General features: G+C 69.8%; 19 protein-coding genes. 12 read left to right on the top strand and 7 right to left on the bottom strand.

Features of this window, described 5'->3' with window-relative positions:
* Position 1: 1 nt before the first annotated feature.
* Entirely contained in the window at positions 2 to 1,240 is a 1,239-nt protein-coding gene (locus tag MMSR116_RS19315) for a metallophosphoesterase family protein (RefSeq protein WP_010685925.1), read from the bottom strand.
* A gap of 279 nt (positions 1,241 to 1,519) precedes the next feature.
* Here MMSR116_RS19315 and MMSR116_RS19320 point away from each other — a divergent pair, with 279 nt between their 5' ends.
* The gene (locus MMSR116_RS19320) at positions 1,520 to 2,305 is read left to right on the top strand and encodes an endonuclease/exonuclease/phosphatase family protein (protein ID WP_010685923.1); all 786 of its coding nucleotides are present in this window, start codon (positions 1,520 to 1,522) and stop codon (positions 2,303 to 2,305) included.
* Here the strand turns inward: MMSR116_RS19320 and MMSR116_RS19325 are convergent.
* The 3 genes from MMSR116_RS19325 to MMSR116_RS19335 all read right to left on the bottom strand — a co-directional run bounded on the left by MMSR116_RS19325 (position 2,223) and on the right by MMSR116_RS19335 (position 4,982).
* Positions 2,223 to 3,659: a phospholipase D-like domain-containing protein gene (locus MMSR116_RS19325; RefSeq protein WP_010685922.1), complete on the bottom strand. Its 1,437-nt coding sequence runs from the start codon at positions 3,657 to 3,659 to the stop codon at positions 2,223 to 2,225. The two genes, MMSR116_RS19320 and MMSR116_RS19325, sit on opposite strands and share 83 nt — an antisense overlap.
* Before the next feature lie 66 nt (positions 3,660 to 3,725).
* Complete coding sequence (locus MMSR116_RS19330; RefSeq protein WP_010685921.1) at positions 3,726 to 4,034, bottom strand: hypothetical protein; 309 nt, start codon at positions 4,032 to 4,034, stop codon at positions 3,726 to 3,728.
* Between the two features lie 129 nt (positions 4,035 to 4,163).
* Positions 4,164 to 4,982, bottom strand: coding sequence for an enoyl-CoA hydratase (locus tag MMSR116_RS19335; protein ID WP_010685920.1), 819 nt, complete (start codon positions 4,980 to 4,982; stop codon positions 4,164 to 4,166).
* A 182-nt stretch (positions 4,983 to 5,164) separates the two neighbouring features.
* On the opposite strand from MMSR116_RS19335, the gene MMSR116_RS31410 reads away from it, so the two are divergent.
* Both MMSR116_RS31410 and MMSR116_RS19340 read left to right on the top strand, forming a co-directional pair.
* Positions 5,165 to 5,320 carry a DUF5993 family protein gene (locus MMSR116_RS31410; protein ID WP_039894198.1) on the top strand — a complete coding sequence of 52 codons (156 nt, stop codon included), beginning with the start codon at positions 5,165 to 5,167 and terminating at the stop codon, positions 5,318 to 5,320.
* A 13-nt stretch (positions 5,321 to 5,333) separates the two neighbouring features.
* The gene (locus tag MMSR116_RS19340) at positions 5,334 to 5,894 is read left to right on the top strand and encodes a disulfide bond formation protein B (RefSeq protein WP_010685918.1); all 561 of its coding nucleotides are present in this window, start codon (positions 5,334 to 5,336) and stop codon (positions 5,892 to 5,894) included.
* Positions 5,895 to 5,913: 19 nt separating this feature from the next.
* On the opposite strand, the gene MMSR116_RS19345 is transcribed toward MMSR116_RS19340, so the two are convergent.
* Positions 5,914 to 6,306, bottom strand: a complete 393-nt coding sequence (locus MMSR116_RS19345; protein WP_244625493.1) for an AMP-dependent synthetase — start codon at positions 6,304 to 6,306, stop codon at positions 5,914 to 5,916.
* 340 nt (positions 6,307 to 6,646) lie between these two features.
* Here MMSR116_RS19345 and MMSR116_RS19350 point away from each other — a divergent pair, with 340 nt between their 5' ends.
* Positions 6,647 to 7,045: a hypothetical protein gene (locus tag MMSR116_RS19350; RefSeq protein ID WP_010685916.1), complete on the top strand. Its 399-nt coding sequence runs from the start codon at positions 6,647 to 6,649 to the stop codon at positions 7,043 to 7,045.
* 13 nt (positions 7,046 to 7,058) lie between these two features.
* Here MMSR116_RS19350 and MMSR116_RS19355 read toward each other — a convergent pair whose 3' ends face one another.
* Positions 7,059 to 7,748 carry a uracil-DNA glycosylase gene (locus MMSR116_RS19355; RefSeq protein WP_010685915.1) on the bottom strand — a complete coding sequence of 230 codons (690 nt, stop codon included), beginning with the start codon at positions 7,746 to 7,748 and terminating at the stop codon, positions 7,059 to 7,061.
* Between the two features lie 303 nt (positions 7,749 to 8,051).
* Here MMSR116_RS19355 and hemH point away from each other — a divergent pair, with 303 nt between their 5' ends.
* Positions 8,052 to 9,134: a ferrochelatase gene (gene hemH / locus MMSR116_RS19360; protein WP_010685914.1), complete on the top strand. Its 1,083-nt coding sequence runs from the start codon at positions 8,052 to 8,054 to the stop codon at positions 9,132 to 9,134.
* Between the two features lie 96 nt (positions 9,135 to 9,230).
* Positions 9,231 to 9,389, top strand: a complete 159-nt coding sequence (locus tag MMSR116_RS31415) for a hypothetical protein (RefSeq protein ID WP_010685913.1) — start codon at positions 9,231 to 9,233, stop codon at positions 9,387 to 9,389.
* A 302-nt stretch (positions 9,390 to 9,691) separates the two neighbouring features.
* Here the strand turns inward: MMSR116_RS31415 and MMSR116_RS19365 are convergent, their stop codons facing one another.
* Entirely contained in the window at positions 9,692 to 10,609 is a 918-nt protein-coding gene (locus MMSR116_RS19365; RefSeq protein ID WP_010685912.1) for a peptidylprolyl isomerase, read from the bottom strand.
* Between the two features lie 262 nt (positions 10,610 to 10,871).
* Here MMSR116_RS19365 and secA point away from each other — a divergent pair, with 262 nt between their 5' ends.
* The 6 genes from secA to MMSR116_RS19395 all read left to right on the top strand — a co-directional run bounded on the left by secA (position 10,872) and on the right by MMSR116_RS19395 (position 21,777).
* Positions 10,872 to 13,763, top strand: a complete 2,892-nt coding sequence (gene secA / locus MMSR116_RS19370; RefSeq protein WP_010685911.1) for a preprotein translocase subunit SecA — start codon at positions 10,872 to 10,874, stop codon at positions 13,761 to 13,763.
* A gap of 7 nt (positions 13,764 to 13,770) precedes the next feature.
* Positions 13,771 to 14,448: a dethiobiotin synthase gene (gene bioD / locus MMSR116_RS19375; protein ID WP_010685910.1), complete on the top strand. Its 678-nt coding sequence runs from the start codon at positions 13,771 to 13,773 to the stop codon at positions 14,446 to 14,448.
* A gap of 184 nt (positions 14,449 to 14,632) precedes the next feature.
* Positions 14,633 to 16,570 (top strand): potassium transporter Kup, encoded by a 1,938-nt coding sequence (locus tag MMSR116_RS19380; RefSeq protein WP_010685909.1) that lies wholly within the window; start codon positions 14,633 to 14,635, stop codon positions 16,568 to 16,570.
* Positions 16,571 to 16,879: 309 nt separating this feature from the next.
* Positions 16,880 to 17,284, top strand: coding sequence for a hypothetical protein (locus tag MMSR116_RS19385; RefSeq protein WP_039894195.1), 405 nt, complete (start codon positions 16,880 to 16,882; stop codon positions 17,282 to 17,284).
* A 158-nt stretch (positions 17,285 to 17,442) separates the two neighbouring features.
* Entirely contained in the window at positions 17,443 to 18,843 is a 1,401-nt protein-coding gene (ahcY, locus tag MMSR116_RS19390; RefSeq protein WP_010685907.1) for an adenosylhomocysteinase, read from the top strand.
* A 342-nt stretch (positions 18,844 to 19,185) separates the two neighbouring features.
* Positions 19,186 to 21,777 (top strand): sensor histidine kinase, encoded by a 2,592-nt coding sequence (locus tag MMSR116_RS19395; protein WP_010685906.1) that lies wholly within the window; start codon positions 19,186 to 19,188, stop codon positions 21,775 to 21,777.
* Positions 21,778 to 21,799: the final 22 nt, after the last annotated feature.

Consider the following 21,799-nt stretch of genomic DNA (forward strand, 5'->3'; position numbering starts at 1 on the left):
TTCAGCAATGGCGCCCCCCGAGTCGACCGAGGATCAGCGCCTCTGCCTCGGCGCAGAAGGCATCGAATTCCGCTTCCAGACCGGCCTCCGCGGCCACCGTCGACGGCATCCGCCCACCGATCTCGGCGAGGGCGGCCCGGGCTCGGGCGCGGAATTCCGGATCGCGGTCGAGGTCGGCGAGCAAGGCGGCCGGATCGATGGCGGGACCGGCCGGATCGAGGGACGCGCGGGGCCGGCGTGTCTCGATCTTCAACCGCTCCAGCCAGATATCCTCGTGCATCCGGTGGGCGGCGGCCTGGATCTCGGCCGTGACGGCGTCGCGATCCGCCGAGAGCGCGTCGTGGGCCGGCGTGACGCCGGTAAGGAGGACGCGCACCAGGATCAGGCGGGTCGCCGCCAGCGCGGAGAGGGGCCGGAGCGCCACTTCCGCAGCCTCCAGGACGGCACGAATGTCGGCGGCGCCGGCGAGGTCCACCGTGACTTGCTCGAACCGGGCGCGATCGAGGGCGAGGCGGGTGACGCCGGTCACCCGGCCGTCAGCCACATCGACCACGACGGCGCCCTTCTCCCCGCACTCGCGCACGCTCCGTCCCTGGAGGTTGCCGGGGAACACGATCCAGGGATCCCGGGACAGCTCGGCATATTCGTGGATGTGGCCGAGCGCCCAGTAGTCGTAGCCGCGCGCCGCGAGGTCGGCGATCGAGCAGGGCGCGTAGGTCTCGTGCGCCGCGTGACCCGTGCAGGAGGTATGGAGGATGCCGAGGTTGAACCAGCCCGGCACGGCGGCCGGGTAGGTTAGAGACAGGTTCTCCTCGACCGCCCGGCCCTGGAAGCTCCGGCCGTGCAGGGCGACCCGCAGATCGTCGAGACGCAGCGTGCCGGCGCGGTTCGACGGGAACACGTGGACCGAGGGCGGCAGGGTCAGGGCACGGGTGATCACGCTCTCGGCGTCGTGGTTGCCCCGCACCAGGATGGTCGGGATGCCGGCGCGGTCGAGCCGGGCCACCTGCCGGGCGAAGAACAGGCCGATCGTCGTGTCGGCCCAGTCGCCGTCGTAGACATCGCCAGCCACGACCACGAAGGCGACCGCGCGCTCGATGGCCCGGCTGACCAGATCCTCGAAGGCCTGGCGCCCCGCCGAAGCGAGTCGGCGCGCCAGTTCGGCATCCCGGGCGGCGAGGCCCGCCAGCGGGCTGCCGAGATGCAGGTCCGCCGCGTGGATGAAGCTGAAGCCCGTCATCGGCCTCCGGGAATGCTGCTTGGAACGTCGGGACGCGTGGGGCCCGGCGCTAGGTCGGCACCGCGTCGGCGCCACGTCGGCGCCACGTCGGCGCTCTTAGGCTGTTCGTGGGGGGCGCCTCAAGCGGCTTCGGAAACGCGCTGTGGTTCCGTCAGGCGGAGCCGCTCCCGCGGCACCGCCATCTTTTCGGCGCCGGATTTCATCGAACGCTCCGCCCCCGCGCGCGTTAGAGCGTGGCGGTGGCGGGTGAGCCGCCCGGTGAGGTACGAGTCCCGCCCGATGACCATCGCTGCCCGTCCGGTTCGCCCCGGCCCTGCGCCCGCCGTCAGCCCGCCCGTCCCGCCCGCCGACCGCTCGTCCGAGCCCTTCAAGATCGTGAGCTGGAACCTTCTGCGGCGCACCGGCGCCGCCGTGGACGACGTGGCCGCCCTCGTCGCACAGGAGAAGCCCGACCTGCTGCTGATGCAGGAGGCGACCCGGGCCATCGGCTTCCTGCTGGACCGGATCGGCGGCCATTACGCCTGGGCGCCGCTACCCGGGCGCATCCACGGACTGGCCATGTGGAGCCCGAAGCCCTGGCCGGCACCGCCCCGGGTGATCGCGCTGCCCTCCGGGGCGCTCGTGCACCGGGTCTGCCAGATCCTCGACCTCGGGGAGTTCGGCGTCGCCAACGTCCACCTGTCCCACGGGCAGATGCTGAACCGGCGCCAGCTCCGCCGCATCGTCGGCGAATTGCCGGCCCGCGCCGCGGTTCTCGGCGACTACAACATCGTCGGCCCCGCGCTGATCCCGGGATTCCGGGATGTCGGCCCGCGCCGGCCGACCCACGCGATGGTGGACGTGCTCCCTCTGCGGCTCGACCGCTGTCTCGCCCGCGGCCTGATCTGTCACGATCACGCGGTGCTCCCGCGAGGCCCGTCCGATCACCGGCCGATCGTCGTCCATCTCGGGCCGGCCCCGGAGGCGCACGCCCCCGGGCGCTTCAAAGGTATGGCAGCAGCAGTCGCACGCCTGCGTCGCGCAAACGGACCGGCAGCGCGCGCGCGGCGACGTCCTCCCGGCTGAGCCGCGCCTGCATCTTGCCGCGGATGAAGCGATCGAGCTCGGCCGCCAGCTCCGCGTCGATGATCTCGACGTTCAGCTCGAAGTTGAGGCGGAAGCTGCGCATGTCCCAGTTGGCGCTACCGACGAAGCACCAGATGTCGTCGACCACCATCGCCTTCGAATGATCGAACGGTGGCTCGTCGAGCCAGACCCGCACGCCCGCCCGGAGCAGCGGGTCGAGATGGGCCCGCGCCGCCCAGTCGATGAAGGGATGGTCGCTGACCCGCGGGACGACGACGTCGACCGTGATGCCGCGCGTCGCGGCCTGGGCCAGCGCCCCGGTCACCAGCTCGTCGGGCAGGAAGTAGGGCGTCACGAACCGGACCGACCGGCGCGCGCAGGCGAGCGCCTGCAGGATGACCTGCTCGATCTTCTCCACGTCCGCATCGGGACCAGATGTGACCGCCCGGGCGACGCTGGGTCCATCCGGCTCCAGATCGACGAACCAGGGCGGGCCGTCGAGGTTCTCGCCGGCCACGAAGGCCCAGTCGGCCGCGAAGGCGGCGGCGAGCTGCTCGACGACGGGCCCGGTCAGCCGGAAATGGGTGTCGCGGATCGGATGCTCGGGCTTCAGGGCGACACGATTCGGATGCGAGATGTTGAGGCCGCCGGTGAACGCCACGCGCCCGTCGAGGATCAGCAGCTTCTTGTGCGAGCGCAGGTTGAGGAACGGCATCCGCCAGGGCAGGGCGGAGTGCATGAACAGGGCAGCCGGCACCCCGGCGGCGGTCAGGCGGCGGTAGACGGGCGCCCGGAAATAGCCGCCGCCGATGCCGTCGATGATGACCCGGACCTGCACGCCCCGGCCCTGGGCGTCGACCAAGGCATCGCAGAATTCGCCGCCGGTGGCATCGTTCCGGAAGATGTAGCTCGACAGAGCGATGCTCGTCCGCGCCGCCCGGATCGCCTCCAGCATGACCGGATAGGCCGCGTCGCCGTTGCGGAACATCCGCACGGTATTGCCCTGGAAGGCCGGCAGGCCGGTGATCCGCCGGATCGCACGGTCGAGGGGCCAGAGCGCTTCCGGCACCACGGCGTCGTCGGTGTCGGGCAGCTGCGTCGCGTCGGAGGGCTTGGTCCGTAGCCGCCTCGCGCGGCGCGAGACGCGGTTGATGCCGAAGGTCAGGTAGAGCGCGGTGCCGAAGATCGGCGACAGCCATGCGAGGCCGATCCAGCCCACCGCCACGCTGACCCGACGCTTGCGCAGCAGAGCATGCAGGGTGACGCCGACGGCCAGCACGAAGCCGATGAGAGCCTCGACGTCCGACCGCAGCAGGGCGGTCGACTGGACCCATCGAAGGAGCGCGTTTTCCAAGGTCTCGGCATCCGGTTGGCGTCAGGCGCGCGCCGGATATACCCGACATCGATGCGGCGTCGCGGATTAATCCGCCGCCTTGAGCGGGCGCGCCGCCGCGACGCTGGCCGGGCGCTCGCAGCGATAGGGGCCGCTACCGTCGAGCGCCGCATAGAGAACCCGGCCGCCGGACTCGATGCAGCGCGCCTTAGCCTCAGCGTAGGGCCGGTGGAAGCTCCAGATGGTGATCATCGGCCCCATCGTGGCGAGGCAGACGCCGCCGAACACGACGGCGGCCGCCCAGGTGGCGCCATTGCGGTCCGGGCGCTGCGGCCGGCGCGGCGGCATGGCGCCGTAGAAGGCTACGGTCAGACCGAACAGGTCAATGGTGCTCATCAGCCGTTCCGCAAGGGGTGCCATATCCGGCGGGATCGGACGAAGCCTCCATCTTAGGGCAGGACGACGCCATAACCTACGCGAGCCGGCGGCTTGAGCCTGCGTCCTATCGCGTCAGAGCCGGAAGCCTCACGGCTCCCAGCGGGGCGGGCGCTTGCCCAGGAACGCGTCGATTCCCTCCTGCGCGTCGGCCATCATCATGTTCCGGGTCATCACCTCGGCTGTGTAGCCGTAGGCCTCCTCCAGGCCCATCTCGATCTGCCGGCCGAAGGCCTCCTTGCCGATCGCCAGGACGCGCCGCGCCTTCCCGGCGATGCGGACCGCGAGGGCGCCCACCGCGGCATCGAGTTCCGCCTCGGGCACGACGCGGTTCACGAGGCCGATCCGCAGGGCCTCGGCGGCCTCGATCGGCTCGCCGACCAGCAGCATCTCCAGGGCGGCCTTGCGCGACACGGCCCGCGACAGGGCGACCATCGGGGTCGAGCAGAACAGGCCGATCTGCACGCCCGGGGTGGCGAAGCGCGCGGACTCGGCGCAGATCGCCAGGTCGCAGGTGGCCACGAGCTGGCAGCCGGCCGCGGTCGCGATCCCGTGGACCCGGGCGATCACCGGCTGCGGCAGGCGTGTCAGGCTCAGCATGAGACGCGCGCAGGTGCGGAACACCGCCTCGGTCGCCGCGCGGGACGGGTCCGCGCGCATCTCCTTGAGGTCGTGTCCGGCGCAGAAGGCCGGACCGGCCCCACGCAGGATCACGACGCGCACGCCCGGATCCTGCCGGATGGCGTCAAGCTGCTCCTGGAGGGCGTTCATCAGCGCCATCGACAGGGCGTTTCGCGCCTCCGGACGGTTCAGGGTGAGGGTCGCAACCCCGCCGTCGTCGCTTCGGAGCAGGATCGGGGCGGCCGGGTCGGGCAAGACATCCGGGACGGCCGCTGGGGCTGCGATCATGGGTCCTTTCCCGGCGCCGGCCCGTCCACGCTGCGGGACCGGTCTCTCAGAGGACGGTAACATGCGGGCCGGTCGGCAGCGATGCCGTCCGGGGCCGCGCCAGCTTCACGAAAGCTTAAATCCTCAAGCGAGCAAGTCGGCGCGGGTGCCCGGCTCGCCGTGCGCAGGGGAAGGGGATATCCATGATGGTCCTGCCATTCGTCGGCCTGGCGGCGGGCGGCGCCGCGATCCTTGCGGGTCGCCGCGGCCTCGCCATCGGCCTCTGGCTCGTCTCGCTGATCGGCACCCTCGCGCTGTTCGCCGCGCACGCCACCTCGGCCCTCAACCTCGACTTCTGAACGGACGCAGGTCATGGCGGCCCTTCACGCGCGCACGCTCAACGCCCTCGGCCTGCTCGGCTGCTGCGCGATCCTCCTCGTGGCGTTCAGCTATCAATTCGTGCTGGGCGAGCTGCCCTGTCCGCTCTGCCTGCTCCAGCGCGCCGCATTCGCGGCCTCGGGTCTCGGGTTCGCGCTGAGCGTCCGGTTCGGACCGCGGCCGTCGCACTACGGCGTGGCGATTTTGAGTTCCCTGGTCGGCATCGTCCTGGCGAGCCGGCAGGTCGCCCTGCACATCGTCCCCAGGACCGGCGGCTACGGCTCAACGCTTCTGGGGCTTCATTTCTACACCCTCGCGCTCATCGCCTTCGTGGCGCTGATCGCGGTGGTCGGCCTGCTCCTCCTGATGCAGGACGGCGTGCGGCCGGAAACGCAGCTGGCGCACGACGGCGGAACCTTCGGGAAGGCCTGCCTCGCGCTGTTCGTCCTCATCGTCCTCGCCAACGCCGCCTCTACGGCGGCGGAATGCGGTGGCGGCCTCTGCCCGGACGATCCCGCCCGCTACGAGGCGCTCGACGCGTGGCTGAAGTGGTAGCCCTGCCTGGAGGGCAGTCTCACTCCTGCTCGGCCAGGGCGAAGTCGAGGCTGGCGAAGTCCGCACCGGGCCCGTTCCACCACACGGCCGGATAGGTGACGAGCCGGCCCATGGCCCCGGCATAAGCCTCGGCCAGGGCGGTGTCGACGATGACCACCGTCGCTCCGGAGAGGGCAAGGCTCTCGGCCAGCCCCGCGCCGCGGCGATCGCCGTCGAGACACGCGACGCGCAGGCCGATCCGAGTGAGTCCGAGGCGAATCGCCTCCGCCTGTCCGAGGTCCCGCACCAGCAGCGCCACAGCGGTGCCGGCGCCCAGGCCCTCGCCGCAGGCCCAGCGGGCGACGCGATGCGGACAGATCGCCGGAGTGGCCGCAGCCGCGCCGGTCCGTCGGTCGGTGAGGACGCCCCGCACGCGCTGGGCGATCTCCCGTGACACGGAGGCCGGAGGAGATTTGACGGAGGAATTGACGCCGTACATGCGATGCAGACCGCCTGGATCTGGACAAACCTTCGTCCCTGGCGTGACGCGGGCGGGTTAACACTCTGTCTCACCTTGGCCCGCGCGCGGAACGCAGGCGCGATTTCGACGCTCAGGCGGCCCAGGATTTCGGCTATGGCCAACGGCTTGTGAACGGCGGACCGCGGTTTGCAGGCAAATTCGGTCGCATTGGCACGCGGTTCACACCGGCCTATCTCCCGCCGGTTCGAGGCAATCCGACAGTGACTGCCCGCTACCGAGGAAATTGCCGCGCATGCGCCACGTCGCTCTCTCTGCCGCCCTGATTCTCGCAGCCCTGCCGGCGCAGGCGCAGATCCGCAATGCGCCGGCCCCTCGCGCCCTGGAATTCGCCGCCTACATCTTCGCCGCGTCGAACGTCTGCGGCTACCGGATCGGCAGCGACCAGTTCGAGGCGCTGCTCGCGAAGCAGAACGTCCAGATCGGGGATGTTCAGCCGCGCGGCCCCTTCGGCAACCGCGTCCAGACCATGTTCACGCTGATGTCGAACCAGATGGCGCAGAACCGCGACCAAGCCTGCATCGCGGTGGCCGGCGAGTACGGGCCGGAGGGCACGGTGGCCAAGAATGTGCTCCTGCCGGCGAGCCAGGATGGCGCCCCGGCAAAGCCCGCGGACAATGCCAAGCCGCAGTGAAGAACCGCCGGGTCTAGCCGAGGCGCCAGTCGATCGGCCGGACGCCGTGCTCGGCGAGCCAGCGGTTCGCCCGGCCGAACGGATCCGAACCCGGGAAATCCCGGGCGCGGTTGAGCGGCGATGGGTGACCGCTCTCGAACACGCCGTGGCGGCTCGTATCGATGAGGGCTGCCCGGGCACGGGCCTGGGCGCCCCAGAGCAGGAACACCGCGGGTTCGGGCCGGGCAGAGACCGCCGCGACTGCCTCGTCGGTGAGCGCCGCCCAGCCGTAGCGCAGATGCGCCCCCGCCTTGCCAGCCTCAACGGTGAGCGCGCTGTTGAGGAGCAGCACGCCCTGCCGCGCCCAGGCGGTCAGGTCACCGCCCGCCGCCCGGTCGGACCCAGCTTCCGCCAGGATCACCTTCAGCGAGGCGGGCAGGCGGCCGGATCCTACGAAGGAGAAGGCGAGACCGTTGGCATCGCCCGGGGTCGGATAGGGATCCTGACCGAGGATCACCGCGCGTACGGCGGGGAGGGGCGTCTCGATGAGGGCGCGGAAGATCCGGTCCGGCGCGGGCAGGACGCGGGCACCGGCCGCCAGCCGCGCGTCGACGCGCGCCGCCACGGCATCGGCCTGCCCACCCCCGAAGAACGGCAGCGCGAGCCAGGGCGATCCGGAGGCGCGGAAGGCGGAGAGTGCGTCGGCGACGGGGGTGGCGGTCATCGGGTCTCGCGGTCTGATCCCGGACCGAGATAGGCGGCGCCGGAGCAGCCTCATAGCAGCGTCGTGGCAGCGGCAGAGCGGCCGTGGTTGCGGCCCGCCGCCGCCCGTGATTAGGGACAGGGGTCGCGTGTTCGGCTGACCGCGGTGCGGCATGTCGCGTCCGGTCTTCGCGGGGCGGCATCGCACCCTACATGGAAGCGCACCGACAGGGGTAAGCCTCCGGTCAAGGCCCAAGCGCGTGCGCCGGCCCCCGGATATCTGAAGCCAGAGGAAGGACTCGGCGCGCGGCGCCGGAACGCTGCCATGAACGAACGCGTCGAACCCGCCGCGCTGGCGAATGGCCGGCCCCTCGCTCCGCTCAAGCCCGCGGCCGACACCCTGCCGGGCGACCACCCAAAGGTCGCGTGGGGCCGTGTCGGCGTGCTGCTGATGAACCTCGGCACGCCGGAGTGCACGAGCTACTGGCCCATGCGCCGGTACCTCAAGGAGTTCCTGTCGGACCGGCGGGTCATCGAGGTGCCGCGGCTGATCTGGTGGCCGCTCCTCAATCTGATCATCCTGACGAAGCGCCCCGGGCCGAAGGGTCGCGACTACGCGAGCGTCTGGAACAATGCGTTGAACGAGGGACCGCTCAAGACCATCACCCGCGGCCAGTGCGACCGCCTCCAGGCGGCCATGGGCGATTCGGTCGTGGTCGATTGGGCGATGCGCTACGGCAAGCCCGAGGTCGCCGGCCGGATTCAGGCGCTGCTCGACCAGGGCTGCGATCGCATACTGCTGGTGCCGCTCTACCCGCAATACGCCGCCGCCACCTCGGCCACGGCCTGTGATCAGGCCTTCCGCGCCCTGATGGACATGCGCTGGCAGCCGACGGTGCGGGTCTCGCCGCCTTACCACGACGACCCGGTCTACATCGCCGCCATGGCCGATTCGATCCGCGAAGGTCTGGCCAAGCTCGACTTCGAGCCGGAGGTGATCCTGACCTCGTTCCACGGCGTGCCGCGGAGCTACCTGCTCAAGGGCGACCCGTACCATTGCCAGTGCCACAAGACCGGGCGTCTGATCCGCGAGGCGCTCGGCCTGCAGCCGGACAAGATGCGGGTCACCTTCCAGTCGCGCTTCGGCAACGAGGAGTGGCTGAAGCCCTACACCGACGAGACGGTGATGGAGCTCGCGAAGTCGGGGGTGAAGCGGATGGCGATCGTCGCCCCGGGCTTCACGGCGGATTGCCTGGAGACCCTCGAGGAGCTCGACGGCGAGAACCGGCACTATTTCGAGGAGAACGGCGGCGAGCGCTTCGCCTACATTCCCTGTCTGAACGACAGCGACCTCGGCATGCGGGTGATCGAGCACGTCGTGCGCCGCGAGCTTCAGGGCTGGATCTGAGATCCCGGCCGGGATGCCGCTTGCAGCGCGGCCCGGCCCGCCTATTATTTTCCTAAGCCGGGCGGCTCCCTCGATCCGGCGCGGGAGGATGATCTCATGGCGTTCTTCATCGGCATCGCGTGTCCGTGGATCCTGATCGTGGCGCTCGACTGGATCGCGGAGGGCCGCCGCACAGCGGAACTCGCCGCCCACGGGATCACGCCGCAACCCGCGCCGGCGCAGTCGAGCTACCTCGTGCCTGATCGACCGTATTGAAGGGGCCGACCGACCGGCATCCGGCCTCAGAGGTGACCCGTTCGCAACTGTGCGGGCGGGATGCTCGGGCACGCTGCCCGATCAACCCTTTCCCGGGCGCTTGCACCGTCAGCGGGATGCGATCCGGGATCCAGCACGAAAGGTCGGGACGCGTCTATCCCGTGCAAGCGGCGGCGCGTTCGCGGCGCTCAAGGTGCCGGATTCCGGATCACCCTTAACGTCCGTCTCTGGTGTCCGGAGAAGGGCTGCGGTCCCGATGGGAGAGGGGCGGCATCCGTCGATGACGCGCCCCGATGCACCAGCTACGGCTTCTTCGGTTCCTGCGCCGGCTGCGCCGCCTCGGCGGGCGCGTCGGTGCGCTCGATCTTCGCCTCCGAGCGCAGCTTCAGGATCATGTCCTGCTGCGCCTTGCGGATCAGGTGCTGGTCGATCTGCTCCTTCAATTCGTCGAAGGTCGGCTGCGGCTTCGTCCGCTTCTCCTCGACCCTGATGACGTGCCAGCCGAACTGCGTCTTGATCGGGTCGGAGACCTGGCCGGGCTTCATCGCGAAGGCGGCGGTGGCGAAGTCCGGCACCATCCGCTCCTTGGTGAACCAGCCGAGATCCCCGCCCTCGGCCTTCGAGCCCGGATCCTTCGAGGTCTCGGCCGCGACCTTGGCGAAATCCTCGCCGCCCTTGATGCGGGCCGCGATCTTCTTGGCCTCGGCCTCGTTGTCCACGAGGATGTGGCGGGCGTGCACCTCCTCCTCCGGCTTCATCAGCTTGACGGTCTGATCGTAGATCGCGTGCTCGGCCTCGGGAGTGACGGCGCGCTTGGCCTCCTGCTCGAGGTAGTCATCGAGCAAAAGCTTGTCGCGGAAATAGGCGAGCTTGCGCTTGAACTCCGGGGTGTCGCCGACCTTGGCGGCCTCGGCCGCCTGCGCGCCGACCCGCAGGTCGACCATGTAGTCGACGAGCAGGTTCTTCTTCTGCGCCTCGTCGACGCCTGGCAGCGACAGGGCCGGGTCGTCGGCCGCGATGGCGAGGTCGCCCTGCGTGATCGGCTTGCCGTTGACGCTGGCCGCCACCGAGTCCGGTCCGGCCGCGACGGCGGGCGTGTTCGCCGCGGGCGTCGTGGCTTGGACCGGAGCCTTCTGGGGCGCCTGCGCCAGCGCGAATCCCGGCATCGCGATCATGACGGCGAGCGCGCTGGCGCGCCGGAGGAGGGCGGTGTTCGGCATGCGGGCGAAGTCCTCGGCTCTTGTCTCTGATCCGCCCAGGTGCGGGCCGGGCGGCTGGCCGCGGCACAGGTGGCCCGCGTTGCGCGAGAAGGCAAGCGCGGCCGTTCCGACGATGCCGGAACCGTGACCGGACCCAAGCGCGTTGAGGGCTGCCCCTTACAGGTGCGCCGGCCGATGTTTACCTCTATAAGCCCGGCCAACTCCGCCCAGGCCGGCCCGCCACGATCACCCGTGGGCGGGCTCGCGCGTCCGCAGGTCAACGATGCTCGGCTCTTTCGCCAAGAAGATTTTCGGCTCCTCGAACGACCGGCGCGTCAAGGGCTACCGCCCGCGCGTCGCTCAGATCAACGCGCTGGAACCGGAGATCCAGGCGCTGTCGGATGAGGCCCTTCGCGCCCGCACCGACATGCTGAAGGCGGAACTTGCGAGCGGCAAGAGCCTCGACGACATCCTCGTCCCCGCCTTCGCCACGGTGCGCGAGGCGGCCAAGCGCGTGCTCGGCCAGCGTCACTTCGATGTCCAGCTCATCGGCGGCATGGTGCTGCACGAAGGCGGCATCTCCGAGATGAAGACCGGCGAGGGCAAGACCCTGGTGGCGACGCTGCCGGTCTACCTCAACGCCCTGGAGGGCAAGGGCGTCCACGTCGTTACGGTGAACGACTATCTGGCATCCCGCGACGCGGAATGGATGGGCCGGGTCTACCGATTCCTGGGCCTCTCGGTCGGCACCATCGTGCACGGGCTCGACGACGCGCAGCGCAAGGACGCCTACGCGTGCGACATCACCTACGGTACCAACAACGAGTACGGCTTCGACTACCTGCGGGACAACATGAAGTACGAGATGTCCCAGCTGACCCAGCGGGGGCACAACTACGCCATCGTCGACGAGGTCGATTCAATCCTGATCGACGAGGCCCGCACGCCGCTGATCATCTCGGGGCCGGTGGACGACCGCTCGGAACTCTACGTGTCGGTCGATGCGCTGATGCCCCGGCTGGTGCGCGAGCACTACGACCTCGACGAGAAGCAGCGCACCGTCTCGCTCACCGAGGACGGTAACGAGTTCGTCGAGGAGGCGATGCGCGAGGCCGGCCTCCTCAAGGAGGGGGACCTCTACGACGCACACAACGTCACGCTGGTCCACCACGTGAACCAGGCCCTGCGCGCCCACACGCTGTTCACCCGAGACAAGGACTACATCGTCAAGAACGACGAGGTGGTGATCATTGACGAGTTCACCGGCCGCATGATGCAGGGCCGGCGCTACTCGGAGGGTCTGCATCAGGCTCTGGAAGCCAAGGAGCGGGTCACGATCCAGCCCGAGAACCAGACGCTCGCCTCGATCACCTTCCAGAACTATTTCCGCCTCTACAAGACGCTCGCCGGCATGACCGGCACGGCCTCCACGGAGGCCGACGAGTTCGCCGAGATCTACAAGCTCGACGTGGTGGACATCCCGACTAACAAGGAGGTCGAGCGCGTCGACGAGGACGACGAGGTCTACCGCACGGTCGAGGAGAAGTACGCCGGGATTATCGCCGAGATCGACAAGGCGCATGCCCGCCACCAGCCGATCCTGGTCGGCACCGGCTCGATCGAGAAGTCGGAGTTGCTCGCGGAACTCCTGAAGAAGCACGGCTACAGCCTGCTCGACTATTCGGATCCCAACGCGCTGACCGACGTCTACGCCGCCGCCCGCGAGGGCCGGGTGACCAAGCGCTTCGCCGTGCTGAACGCCCGCTTCCACGAGCAGGAGGCCTACATCGTGGCCGAAGCCGGCGTGCCCGGCGCGATCACCATCGCCACCAATATGGCCGGCCGCGGCACCGACATCAAACTCGGCGGCAACCTCGAGATGCGGATCGAGAAGGAGCTCGGCCATCTCGCCGACGGCCCGGAACGCGACGCGGCCATCGAGGCGATCAAGGCCGAGATCGCGGAGAACCGCACCAAGGTGCTGGCCTCGGGCGAGCCGGCCGATCCGGCGGCGGGCCGCAAGAAGGACCTGCCAGGCGGGCTCTACATCATCGGCACCGAGCGCCACGAATCGCGACGGATCGACAACCAGCTCCGCGGCCGTTCCGGTCGCCAGGGCGATCCCGGCCGCTCGAAGTTCTACCTGTCGCTTCAGGACGACCTGATGCGGATCTTCGGCTCCGACCGCATGGACGGGATGCTGCAGAAGCTCGGCCTGGAGCAGGGCGAGGCGATCATCCACCCTTGGATCAACAAGGCGATCGAGAAGGCGCAGCAGAAGGTCGAGGCGCGCAACTTCGACATGCGCAAGAACGTGCTCAAGTACGACAACGTCATGAACGACCAGCGCAAGGTCGTCTTCGAGCAGCGCCGCGACTTCATGGGTCAGGACAGCGTCCGCGAGACCGTGGACGAGATGCGCGAGGGCGTGATCGACGACCTCGTGGCCCGCCACATCCCCGAGAACGCCTACGCCGAGCAGTGGGACGTGGCCGGCCTGCGCGAGCAGGTGAAGGAGGTCCTGAACCTCGACGTGCCGGTGGAGGACTGGGCCAAGGAAGAGGGCATCGCCGACGAGGAGATGCGCGAGCGCCTGCTCAAGGCGGCCGATGCGGCCTACGCCGAGCGGACCGAGAAAAACGGCGCCGAGATCACCGCCTATATCGAGAAGCAGGTCCTGCTCCAGACCCTGGACCATCTCTGGCGCGAGCACCTCGTGACGCTGGATCACCTCCGGCAGGTGATCGGCTGGCGCGGCTTTGCCCAGCGGGACCCGCTGAACGAGTACAAGTCCGAGGCCTTCGACCTGTTCAACGGGCTCGTGACCGCCCTGCGCGAGCAGGTCACCGCGCAGCTCTCGCGCGTCGAGATCGTGATGCAGGAGCAGCAGGACGAGTATCCGCCGGGTGGCCCGGAGCTGCCGCCGATGTTCGCCCAGCACCTCGACCCGGTCACCGGCGAGAACGAGATGGATTATGCCGGGCGCGGCTCGGGCAGCGATGGCGGTGGCGGCCCCGCTTACGGCTACGCTGCCCAGGGCCTCGCGGCGGACGGCGCCGTGCTGGAGCGTGATCCGACCGACACCGCAACCTGGGGCCGCGTCGGCCGCAACGAGCCGTGCCCCTGCGGCTCGGGCAAGAAGTACAAGCACTGCCACGGCAGCCTGCAGGCCTGACGCCGCCATGCCCGCGCGGACGGTCTTCATCGCCGGCGCCGGCACGGAGATCGGCAAGACCTACGTCACCGCGGCCCTGACCCGCTGCCTGCGGGCAGGCGGCCGGACGGTCCGGACGCTGAAGCCGCTGGCGAGCGGCGTCCCGCCGCTGCACGACCCGGGCTTTGCCGAGAGCGACACGGCGCGCCTCCTGGACGCGCAGGACCTCGTCCTCGATGCCGAGGCCGTGGAGGGCTGCTCACCCTGGCGTTTCTCTGCACCGCTCTCGCCCGATCAGGCGGCCGTGCTCGAGGGCCGGTCCCTGGACCTCGACGACCTCATCGGCTGGTGCCGGTCGCAGATCGCCGGCACGCCGGGGACGCTGCTGATCGAGGGCGTGGGCGGCCTGATGAGCCCGGTCACCGCGGCGGCGACAGGTCTGGACTGGCTCAAGGCCCTGTCGGTGCCGGCTCTCCTGGTGACCGGCAGCTACCTCGGCGCGATCAGCCACGCGCTGACCGCCTGCGAGACCCTGCGCCGGTACGACGTTCCGCTGCTCGCCGTGGTGGTGAGCGAGAGCGTCGGCGCTCCCGCGCCGGTCGGAACCGTGGCCGCGTCGATCGCCCGGCACGCCGGTGCACCGGTCTTCTGCCTGAAGCGCGGCGAAGCCTGCCCGGAGCGGCTTGCGGCCCTGATCGATTCCTGAACGGACGATTCCGATCCGGCAGGTGGGTTCGGCAAGGCATCGCGCAGATTCGGTATCCACACCCTGGGATCACGGTCTTCGCGTTGTGAACAACGTCCTCGCTGGACGGCGTCGCCGAAGCCGCTACCTGTCGAACGGTGCCGAACTGCCGAGATTCCGGCGGGATGCCTGCGGGAACCGTGCGATGAGCCAGTCTATAGCCCCCGCGGCGAATCCCCCGGTCGAGGCGGGGGAGACCGAGCCGGCCCACGGCCGGCTGAAAGCCGGCCTGATCCTGGGTGCGCTGGGTGTGGTGTACGGCGACATCGGCACGAGCCCGCTCTACGCGTTCAAGGAGGCGGTGAAGGCGGCGACCAGCGGGGGCGCCTCGGTGCCGGCGGCGGCCACGGGCGCGGTGTCGCTGATCCTGTGGTCGCTGATCCTGATCGTGTCGCTGAAATACGCGGTGCTGATCCTGCGCGCCGACAACCGCGGCGAGGGCGGCATCGTGGCCATGCTGGCGCTGCTCGGGGCGCGGCAGGCGCGTCCGGGCACGTGGAAGGCGCTGCTGCTGGTGGTGGGCCTTGTGGGCGCGGCGCTGCTCTACGGGGACGGGGCGATCACGCCGGCGATCTCGGTTCTGTCGGCGATCGAGGGCCTGAAGGTCGATGCGCCGGCGCTCGGACCCTACGTGGTGCCGATCACGCTGGTGATCCTGATCGGGCTGTTCCTCGTGCAGCACAAGGGCGTGGCCGCCATCGGCCGCGTCTTCGGCCCCGTCATGCTGGTCTGGTTCGTGGTGCTCGCCCTGCTGGGCGTCGGCGGCATCGTCGGCAGCCCCGGGATCCTCGCGGCCGCCAACCCGCTCCGGGCCGTCGATTTCATGCTGCACGCCGGTGTGCACGTGAGCTTCGCGATGCTGGGCGCGGCGTTCCTGGCGGTGACGGGCGGCGAGGCGATGTACGCCGATCTCGGCCATTTCGGCGCCCTGCCGATCCGCGCGGCCTGGTTCGCGCTGGTGCTGCCGGCGCTGGTGCTCAACTATTTCGGCCAGGGCGCGCTGCTGCTTGCCGAGCCCGACGCGCTGGAGAACCCGTTCTTCCACCTGTGCCCTGATTGGGCACACCTGCCGCTCATCGCCCTGGCCACCCTGGCCACGATCATCGCGTCGCAGGCGATCATCTCGGGCGTGTTCTCGCTGACGCAGCAATCGGTGCAGCTCGGCTTCCTCCCGGCGATGCGCATCGTCCAGACGGCGCGCGAGGAGCGCGGCCAGATCTACGTGCCGATGGTGAACTGGCTGCTTGCCGCCGCGACTTTGGTGGCAGTCGTCATGTTCGGCTCGTCCGACGCCCTGGCGGGCGCCTACGGCATCGCGGTGTCGATGCTGATGGGCATCACGACGCTGCTCGCGGCCCTGATCGCCCTGCGCTGGGGCTACAATCCCGTTCTCGTGGTCGCTGTGAACGGCGTCTTCCTCATGATCGACGCGGTGTTCCTCGCCGCAAACAGCGTCAAGATCCTGGAGGGCGGCTGGTTTCCCCTGGTCCTTGCCGGCCTCGTCGCGCTGATGATGCTGACCTGGAAGAAGGGCAACGAGCTGGTCGAGGAGGCGCGGGTCGCCCTGCGGCTCTCGGAGGACGTGTTCCTCTCCGGCCTCCAGCACCGCGACCTCCTGCGCCTGCCCGGCACGGCGGCCTTCCTGTCGGCGGCGGAGCACGGGATCCCGCTGCACCTCTCGCGCTTCGTGGAGCGCAACCACGCCCTGATGGAGCGCATCCTGATCATCACGGCGCTCTACGAGGAGACGCCCAGCGTCCCGCGGGAGCGGCGCGCCCACGTGACCATCCTGGCGCCGGACTTCTACCGGGTGATCCTCCGCTACGGTTTCATGGAGGAGGCCTCGATCCCGGAGGGGCTCTCCCGCGCGGTCGAGTCCCGGCACCTGCCGCCGCACGTGCTCGACGACATGACCGTGTTCGTCGGGCACGAGACGATCATCCCCAAGAAGGACAAGCGCGGGATGGCGCCCTGGCGCGAGAACCTGTTCGCCTTCATGCAGCGCAACGCCGAGCGCACCGGCGCCTTCTTCGGCGTGCCGACCCGGCAGGTGGTAGAGGTCGGCACCGAGATCGAGATCTGAGGGCGTCGCGAGACTATCCGGGCGCGATCAAAGTGCTCGGCAGGTCCATGCCGATGACCGCCTGAGTCCTCCGGAGAGAACGCGCGCCGTAGCAAGCCCGGTGCTCGCGGAACGGACTTGCCTGCGCGCGGCACGACACGGGGCCGCCCCACGCAAGAGGCTGAGCGTCGGCCCGAGGTCTTGCGGAGCGGCGCACAGAAACTTGAGGCCCGGCCGGCACGCCGCACGGAACCGGAGCCTTCCGCCCTCGTTCCGACCCGACACGGGCGAAGCACCCTTGCGGCGTGCGCCCCGGATCGGAGGGACATCATGAACAGAGATCATCTCGAGGGCGGGCTTCGCCACCTCCGGGGACGTGCCAAGACGGCGGCGGGTGCCGTCCGCGGCCGCCCCGGGGATCAGTTCGACGGCGCCTACGATCAGGCCGCCGGTGCAGCGCAATACGCCTACGGCGAGGCCCGCGACACGGTCCGCGATCTGCGCCAGGGCGGCGAGCACCTCGTCGAGGAGGGGCGCGCCCGGTTCCGCGATGCCAGCGAGCGCGGCCATGCCCTGGCCGACGAGGCGATCGAGCGCGGCCAGCATTACCGTGACCGGGCGATCCATCATGGGCGCCATCTCGCGGCGCGCGCCGACGAGAACCGCGGGACGACGCTCGCCCTCGTGGCCGCCGTCGCCTTCGGCCTGGGCTGGCTGGCCCGGCCGACACGCTGAGCGCCCGGCGGCGCAGTTCCGCGAGAGGGCGGCCGGTGACCCCGGCCGCTCCGCTGATCGGAACGCATAAAGACATCTTTATGTCTTGATTGCTTCGGGGCCGGCGAAGTGGTAGAGGCTCGCGCCGAACCGCAACGCCAACACGGAGCCGCCGACACATGGCCAAGGATTACATCGTCAAGGACATCGGGCTGGCCGATTACGGCCGCAAGGAGATCTCGATCGCCGAGACGGAGATGCCGGGCCTGATGGCGGTCCGCGAGGAGTACGGCGCGGCGCAGCCCCTTAAGGGCGCCAAGATCGCCGGCTCGCTCCACATGACGATCCAGACCGCCGTGCTGATCGAGACCCTGAAGGCACTCGGCGCCGACATCCGCTGGGTCTCGTGCAACATCTACTCGACCCAGGACCATGCCGCCGCCGCCATCGCGGCCGCCGGCATTCCGGTCTTCGCCGTGAAGGGCGAGACCCTAGAAGATTACTGGGACTACACCTCGCGCCTGTTCGATTGGCATGACGGTGGCATGCCGAACATGATCCTCGACGACGGCGGCGACGCCACCATGTTCGTCCATCTCGGCCTGCGCGCCGAGAACGGCGACACGGCCTTCCTCGACAAGCCGGAGAGCGAGGAGGAGGAGATCTTCTTCGCACTCCTCAAGAAGAAGCTCGCCGAGAAGCCGAAGGGCTGGTTCGCCGGCCTCGCCGACAGCATCAAGGGCGTCTCCGAGGAGACCACCACGGGCGTCCACCGCCTCTACGTGCTGGCCAAGGAGGGCAAGCTGCTCTTCCCGGCGATCAACGTGAACGATTCGGTCACCAAGTCGAAGTTCGACAACCTCTACGGCTGCAAGGAGTCGCTGGTCGACGGCATCCGCCGCGGCACCGACGTGATGATGGCCGGCAAGGTCGCCATGGTCGCGGGCTTCGGCGACGTGGGCAAGGGCTCGGCCGCGTCCCTGCGCAACGCCGGTTGCCGCGTGCTCGTGTCGGAGATCGACCCGATCTGCGCGCTCCAGGCCGCCATGGAGGGCTACGAGGTCGTGACGATGGAGGACGCGGCCCCGCGCGCCGACATCTTCGTCACCGCCACGGGCAACAAGGACATCATCACCCTCGACCATATGCGGGCGATGAAGGACCGGGCGATCGTCTGCAACATCGGGCACTTCGACAACGAGATTCAGGTTGCCGGCCTGAAGAACCTCAAGTGGTCGAACATCAAGCCCCAGGTGGACGAGATCACCTTCGCGGACGGCCATCGCATCATCCTCCTGTCGGAGGGGCGCCTCGTGAACCTCGGCAACGCGACGGGTCACCCGTCCTTCGTGATGTCGGCCTCGTTCACCAACCAGACGCTGGCCCAGATCGAGCTCTGGACCAATCCGGGCAAGTACCAGAAGCAGGTCTACACCCTGCCGAAGGCGCTCGACGAGAAGGTCGCGGCCCTGCATTTGGAGAAGATCGGCGTGAAGCTGTCGAAGCTGCGCCCGGATCAGGCCGCCTATATTGGCGTCGGCGAGAACGGCCCGTTCAAGCCCGAGCACTACCGCTACTGAGGCGGCCCCGGGAGGGCGTGTCGGCGCCCTCCGAAGGCCTACAACCCAGACGTGATCCGAGGCCCGGCGCGCTGCGCCGGGCCTCTCTCGTTGTCAAGCCGCCGACGCGCGATCGAACTGTGTCTTCTGTGTGTCGTTAACGGGTGATTATGCGCCGCGGGCGCAAAGCCACGCTTCGTTCCCCTTCCGGCGCGAATCCGCCACACGTTAGAGTGCAGGCGAATCTTTGATCGAGGGGACCGCGGCGGTTGGGAGCGACCTCCGCGTGGACGATGCGCCGTGCGCCGCGTGATGACGCGCGCCGCTCGCGTCGCCGTCGATGTCCGGGGGGCGGGGCAAACCATGGGTGTCGGTCGTGCGACGCACGTTCGTATCGGCGTTGGTGTGATCGCCCTCACCCTGGCGAGTGCGGCCCTGGCCGAGCTGCCCCAGGGCGCGGCCGCCTATCCGGGCCGGGAGATCCACAGTGTGGCGGCGCTGGCCGTGTTCGGCGGCCTCGTCGTCTTCGCGGTGATCCTGTCGCTCCTCCACCTCTACGAGCGCGGGCGCTGGACACGCCGCGAGCGCGAGCTGGCCGCGGCCCTCGACGTCCTGCGCGGCGCCCATGACCGCGCCGAGATGCTGCTCAATGCCGAGCGGCAGATCATCGTGACCTGGGACCAGCGCAGCGAGCCGGTCGTGGAAGGCGACATCAGCCTCGCGATCCACGGCGAGCGGCCCACCTCGGGCTACGCGCGCCGCGTCCTCGCCTTCGGCACGTGGTTGCTCGCGGCCGACGCCACCGCGGTCGAGGCCGCCGTCGACACCCTGCGGACGCGCGGCACCAGCTTCGCCTTGAGCCTCACGACCCAGACCGGCCGGAGCATCGAGGCGCAGGGACAGGCCGTGGCCGGCCGCGCGCTGCTGCGGATGCGCGAGACCAGCCAGGAACGCTGCGAGATCGCCGACCTGCGCGCGACCCTGGACGAGACCCGCCGCGGTCTCTCGGCCCTCTCGAGCCTGCTCGACGCGATCCCGCAGCCTGTCTGGCGACGCACCCGCGAGGGCGGCCTGAGCTGGGTCAACGCCGCCTACGTGGCCGCCGTGGAGGCGGGAAGCCGCGAGGCCGCCCTCGATGCCGGGCTGGAGCTGTTCGATCGCCCGGCGCGGGAATCCATCGCCCGCGAGGAGGCGGCCCGCTCGGCCGGACTGACCCGCAGCGTCCCGCGCCTCTCCGCCATCGTGGCCGGCAGCCGGCGCATGCTCGACGTGTTCGAGACGAGCCTCGACAGCGGCCGGGTCGGCATCGCGATCGACGTCTCCGAACTGGAGAGCGTCCGCGCCGACCTGCAGCGTCAGATGAACGCGAACGTCCGCACCCTGGACCAGCTGCCCACCGCGGTGGCGATGTTCGACGTCTCGCAGCGGCTGATCTTCCACAACGCCGCCTACCGCCAGCTCTGGGACCTCGATCAGGCGTTCCTCGACAGCCGCCCCTCCGACGGCGAGATCCTCGACCACCTTCGGGCGGAGCGGAAGCTCGAGGAGCAGGCGGATTTCCGCGGCTGGAAGCAGAGCGTGCTGGCCGCCTACCGCGCCGCCGAGGCGAACCAGAGCTGGTGGTACCTGCCCGACGGACGGACGCTGCGCGTGGTCGCGGATCCGAACCCGCAGGGCGGCTTGACCTACCTGTTCGACGACGTCTCGGACCACCTGAACGCCGAATCGCGCTACAACGCCCTGCGCCGCCTTCAGGCCGAGACCCTCGACACCCTGGCCGAACCGGTCGCGGTCTTCGGGGCCGACGGACGCCTGACCCTCGCCAACCGCGCCTTCTGCACCGTATGGCGGCTCGACGCGGCCCTGGTGGACGAACGGCCCCACGTCGATGCCGTGATCGCGGCCTGCCGGGAACTCGCGCCGGCCGACGAACCCTGGATCGACATCCGCGACGCGGTCGTCGGCCTGGAATCCCGCACCGCCCGGTCCTGCCGGCTGGAAGTGGTGGACGGCACCGTGCTCGACTGCGCCGCGCAGCCGCTGCCCGAGGGCGCGACGCTCCTCACCCTGATCGACATCACCGCCAGCGTAAACGTCGAGCGGGCCCTCACCGAGAAGAACGACGCGCTGGAGAAGGCGGCCCAGCTGCGCGACACCTTCGTCCACCACGTCTCCTATGAGCTGCGCTCGCCGCTCACGAACATCATCGGGTTCACGCAGCTCCTGGGCGACGAGACGGTCGGTGCCCTCAACGAGCGGCAGCGCGAATACTCCGACCACATCATGCGCTCGTCGGCGGCGCTCCTCGTCATCATCAACGACATCCTGGATCTCGCCTCGATCGACGCCGGCTCGCTGGAGCTGCAGCGCGAGGACGTCGACGTCCAGGCCACCATCGAGGCGGCCGTGCGCGGCATCGAGGACCGGCTGGCCGAGTCGAACATCACCCTGGCCCTCGACGTCCCCGAGGATATCGGCAGCGTCCACGCCGACGGAAAACGCGTCCGCCAGATCCTGTTCAACCTGCTCTCGAACGCCGTGGGCTTCTCGGAGGCCGGGCAGCGCGTGGAAGTCCAGGCCCGCCGGACCGCACAGGAGCTTCTCCTGAGCGTGCGCGACCATGGCCGCGGCATGCCGCCGGAGATCGCCGACTCGGTCTTCAACCGCTTCGAGAGCCACACCCTCGGCACGCGCCATCGCGGCGTCGGCCTCGGCCTGTCGATCGTGCGCTCCTTCGTGGAACTGCACGGCGGCCGGATCCTGCTGGAGACGGCGCCGGGCGACGGCACCTGCGTGACCTGCACCTTCCCGATCGACCCGAACAGGCAGCCCGTCCTGCCGCCGCGACCGGAAGCCCGGCCGCCGGGCGAGCTCGTCCCGCTCCCGCGCCGGAATCAGGAGCGTTACGAGTCTGAGCGGGATCAAGGCTCGCCGGTGCCGCGCCAGCGCACTTGATTCTTGAGCCGCTGCCGCGCAG

The organism is Methylobacterium mesophilicum SR1.6/6, from assembly GCF_000364445.2.
Classification (GTDB): Bacteria; Pseudomonadota; Alphaproteobacteria; order Rhizobiales; family Beijerinckiaceae; genus Methylobacterium; species Methylobacterium mesophilicum_A.

Bases quoted from the DNA above. Each gene is read 5' to 3' on its own strand.
- MMSR116_RS19315 (WP_010685925.1), bottom strand. From the start codon at position 1,240: ATGACGGGCTTCAGCTTCATCCACGCGGCGGACCTGCATCTCGGCAGC.
- MMSR116_RS19320 (WP_010685923.1), top strand. From the start codon at position 1,520: ATGACCATCGCTGCCCGTCCGGTTCGCCCCGGCCCTGCGCCCGCCGTC.
- MMSR116_RS19330 (WP_010685921.1), bottom strand. From the start codon at position 4,034: ATGAGCACCATTGACCTGTTCGGTCTGACCGTAGCCTTCTACGGCGCC.
- MMSR116_RS19335 (WP_010685920.1), bottom strand. From the start codon at position 4,982: ATGATCGCAGCCCCAGCGGCCGTCCCGGATGTCTTGCCCGACCCGGCC.
- MMSR116_RS31410 (WP_039894198.1), top strand. From the start codon at position 5,165: ATGATGGTCCTGCCATTCGTCGGCCTGGCGGCGGGCGGCGCCGCGATC.
- MMSR116_RS19340 (WP_010685918.1), top strand. From the start codon at position 5,334: ATGGCGGCCCTTCACGCGCGCACGCTCAACGCCCTCGGCCTGCTCGGC.
- MMSR116_RS19350 (WP_010685916.1), top strand. From the start codon at position 6,647: ATGCGCCACGTCGCTCTCTCTGCCGCCCTGATTCTCGCAGCCCTGCCG.
- MMSR116_RS19355 (WP_010685915.1), bottom strand. From the start codon at position 7,748: ATGACCGCCACCCCCGTCGCCGACGCACTCTCCGCCTTCCGCGCCTCC.
- hemH (WP_010685914.1), top strand. From the start codon at position 8,052: ATGAACGAACGCGTCGAACCCGCCGCGCTGGCGAATGGCCGGCCCCTC.
- MMSR116_RS31415 (WP_010685913.1), top strand. From the start codon at position 9,231: ATGGCGTTCTTCATCGGCATCGCGTGTCCGTGGATCCTGATCGTGGCG.
- MMSR116_RS19365 (WP_010685912.1), bottom strand. From the start codon at position 10,609: ATGCCGAACACCGCCCTCCTCCGGCGCGCCAGCGCGCTCGCCGTCATG.
- secA (WP_010685911.1), top strand. From the start codon at position 10,872: ATGCTCGGCTCTTTCGCCAAGAAGATTTTCGGCTCCTCGAACGACCGG.
- bioD (WP_010685910.1), top strand. From the start codon at position 13,771: ATGCCCGCGCGGACGGTCTTCATCGCCGGCGCCGGCACGGAGATCGGC.
- MMSR116_RS19380 (WP_010685909.1), top strand. From the start codon at position 14,633: ATGAGCCAGTCTATAGCCCCCGCGGCGAATCCCCCGGTCGAGGCGGGG.
- MMSR116_RS19385 (WP_039894195.1), top strand. From the start codon at position 16,880: ATGAACAGAGATCATCTCGAGGGCGGGCTTCGCCACCTCCGGGGACGT.
- ahcY (WP_010685907.1), top strand. From the start codon at position 17,443: ATGGCCAAGGATTACATCGTCAAGGACATCGGGCTGGCCGATTACGGC.
- MMSR116_RS19395 (WP_010685906.1), top strand. From the start codon at position 19,186: ATGGGTGTCGGTCGTGCGACGCACGTTCGTATCGGCGTTGGTGTGATC.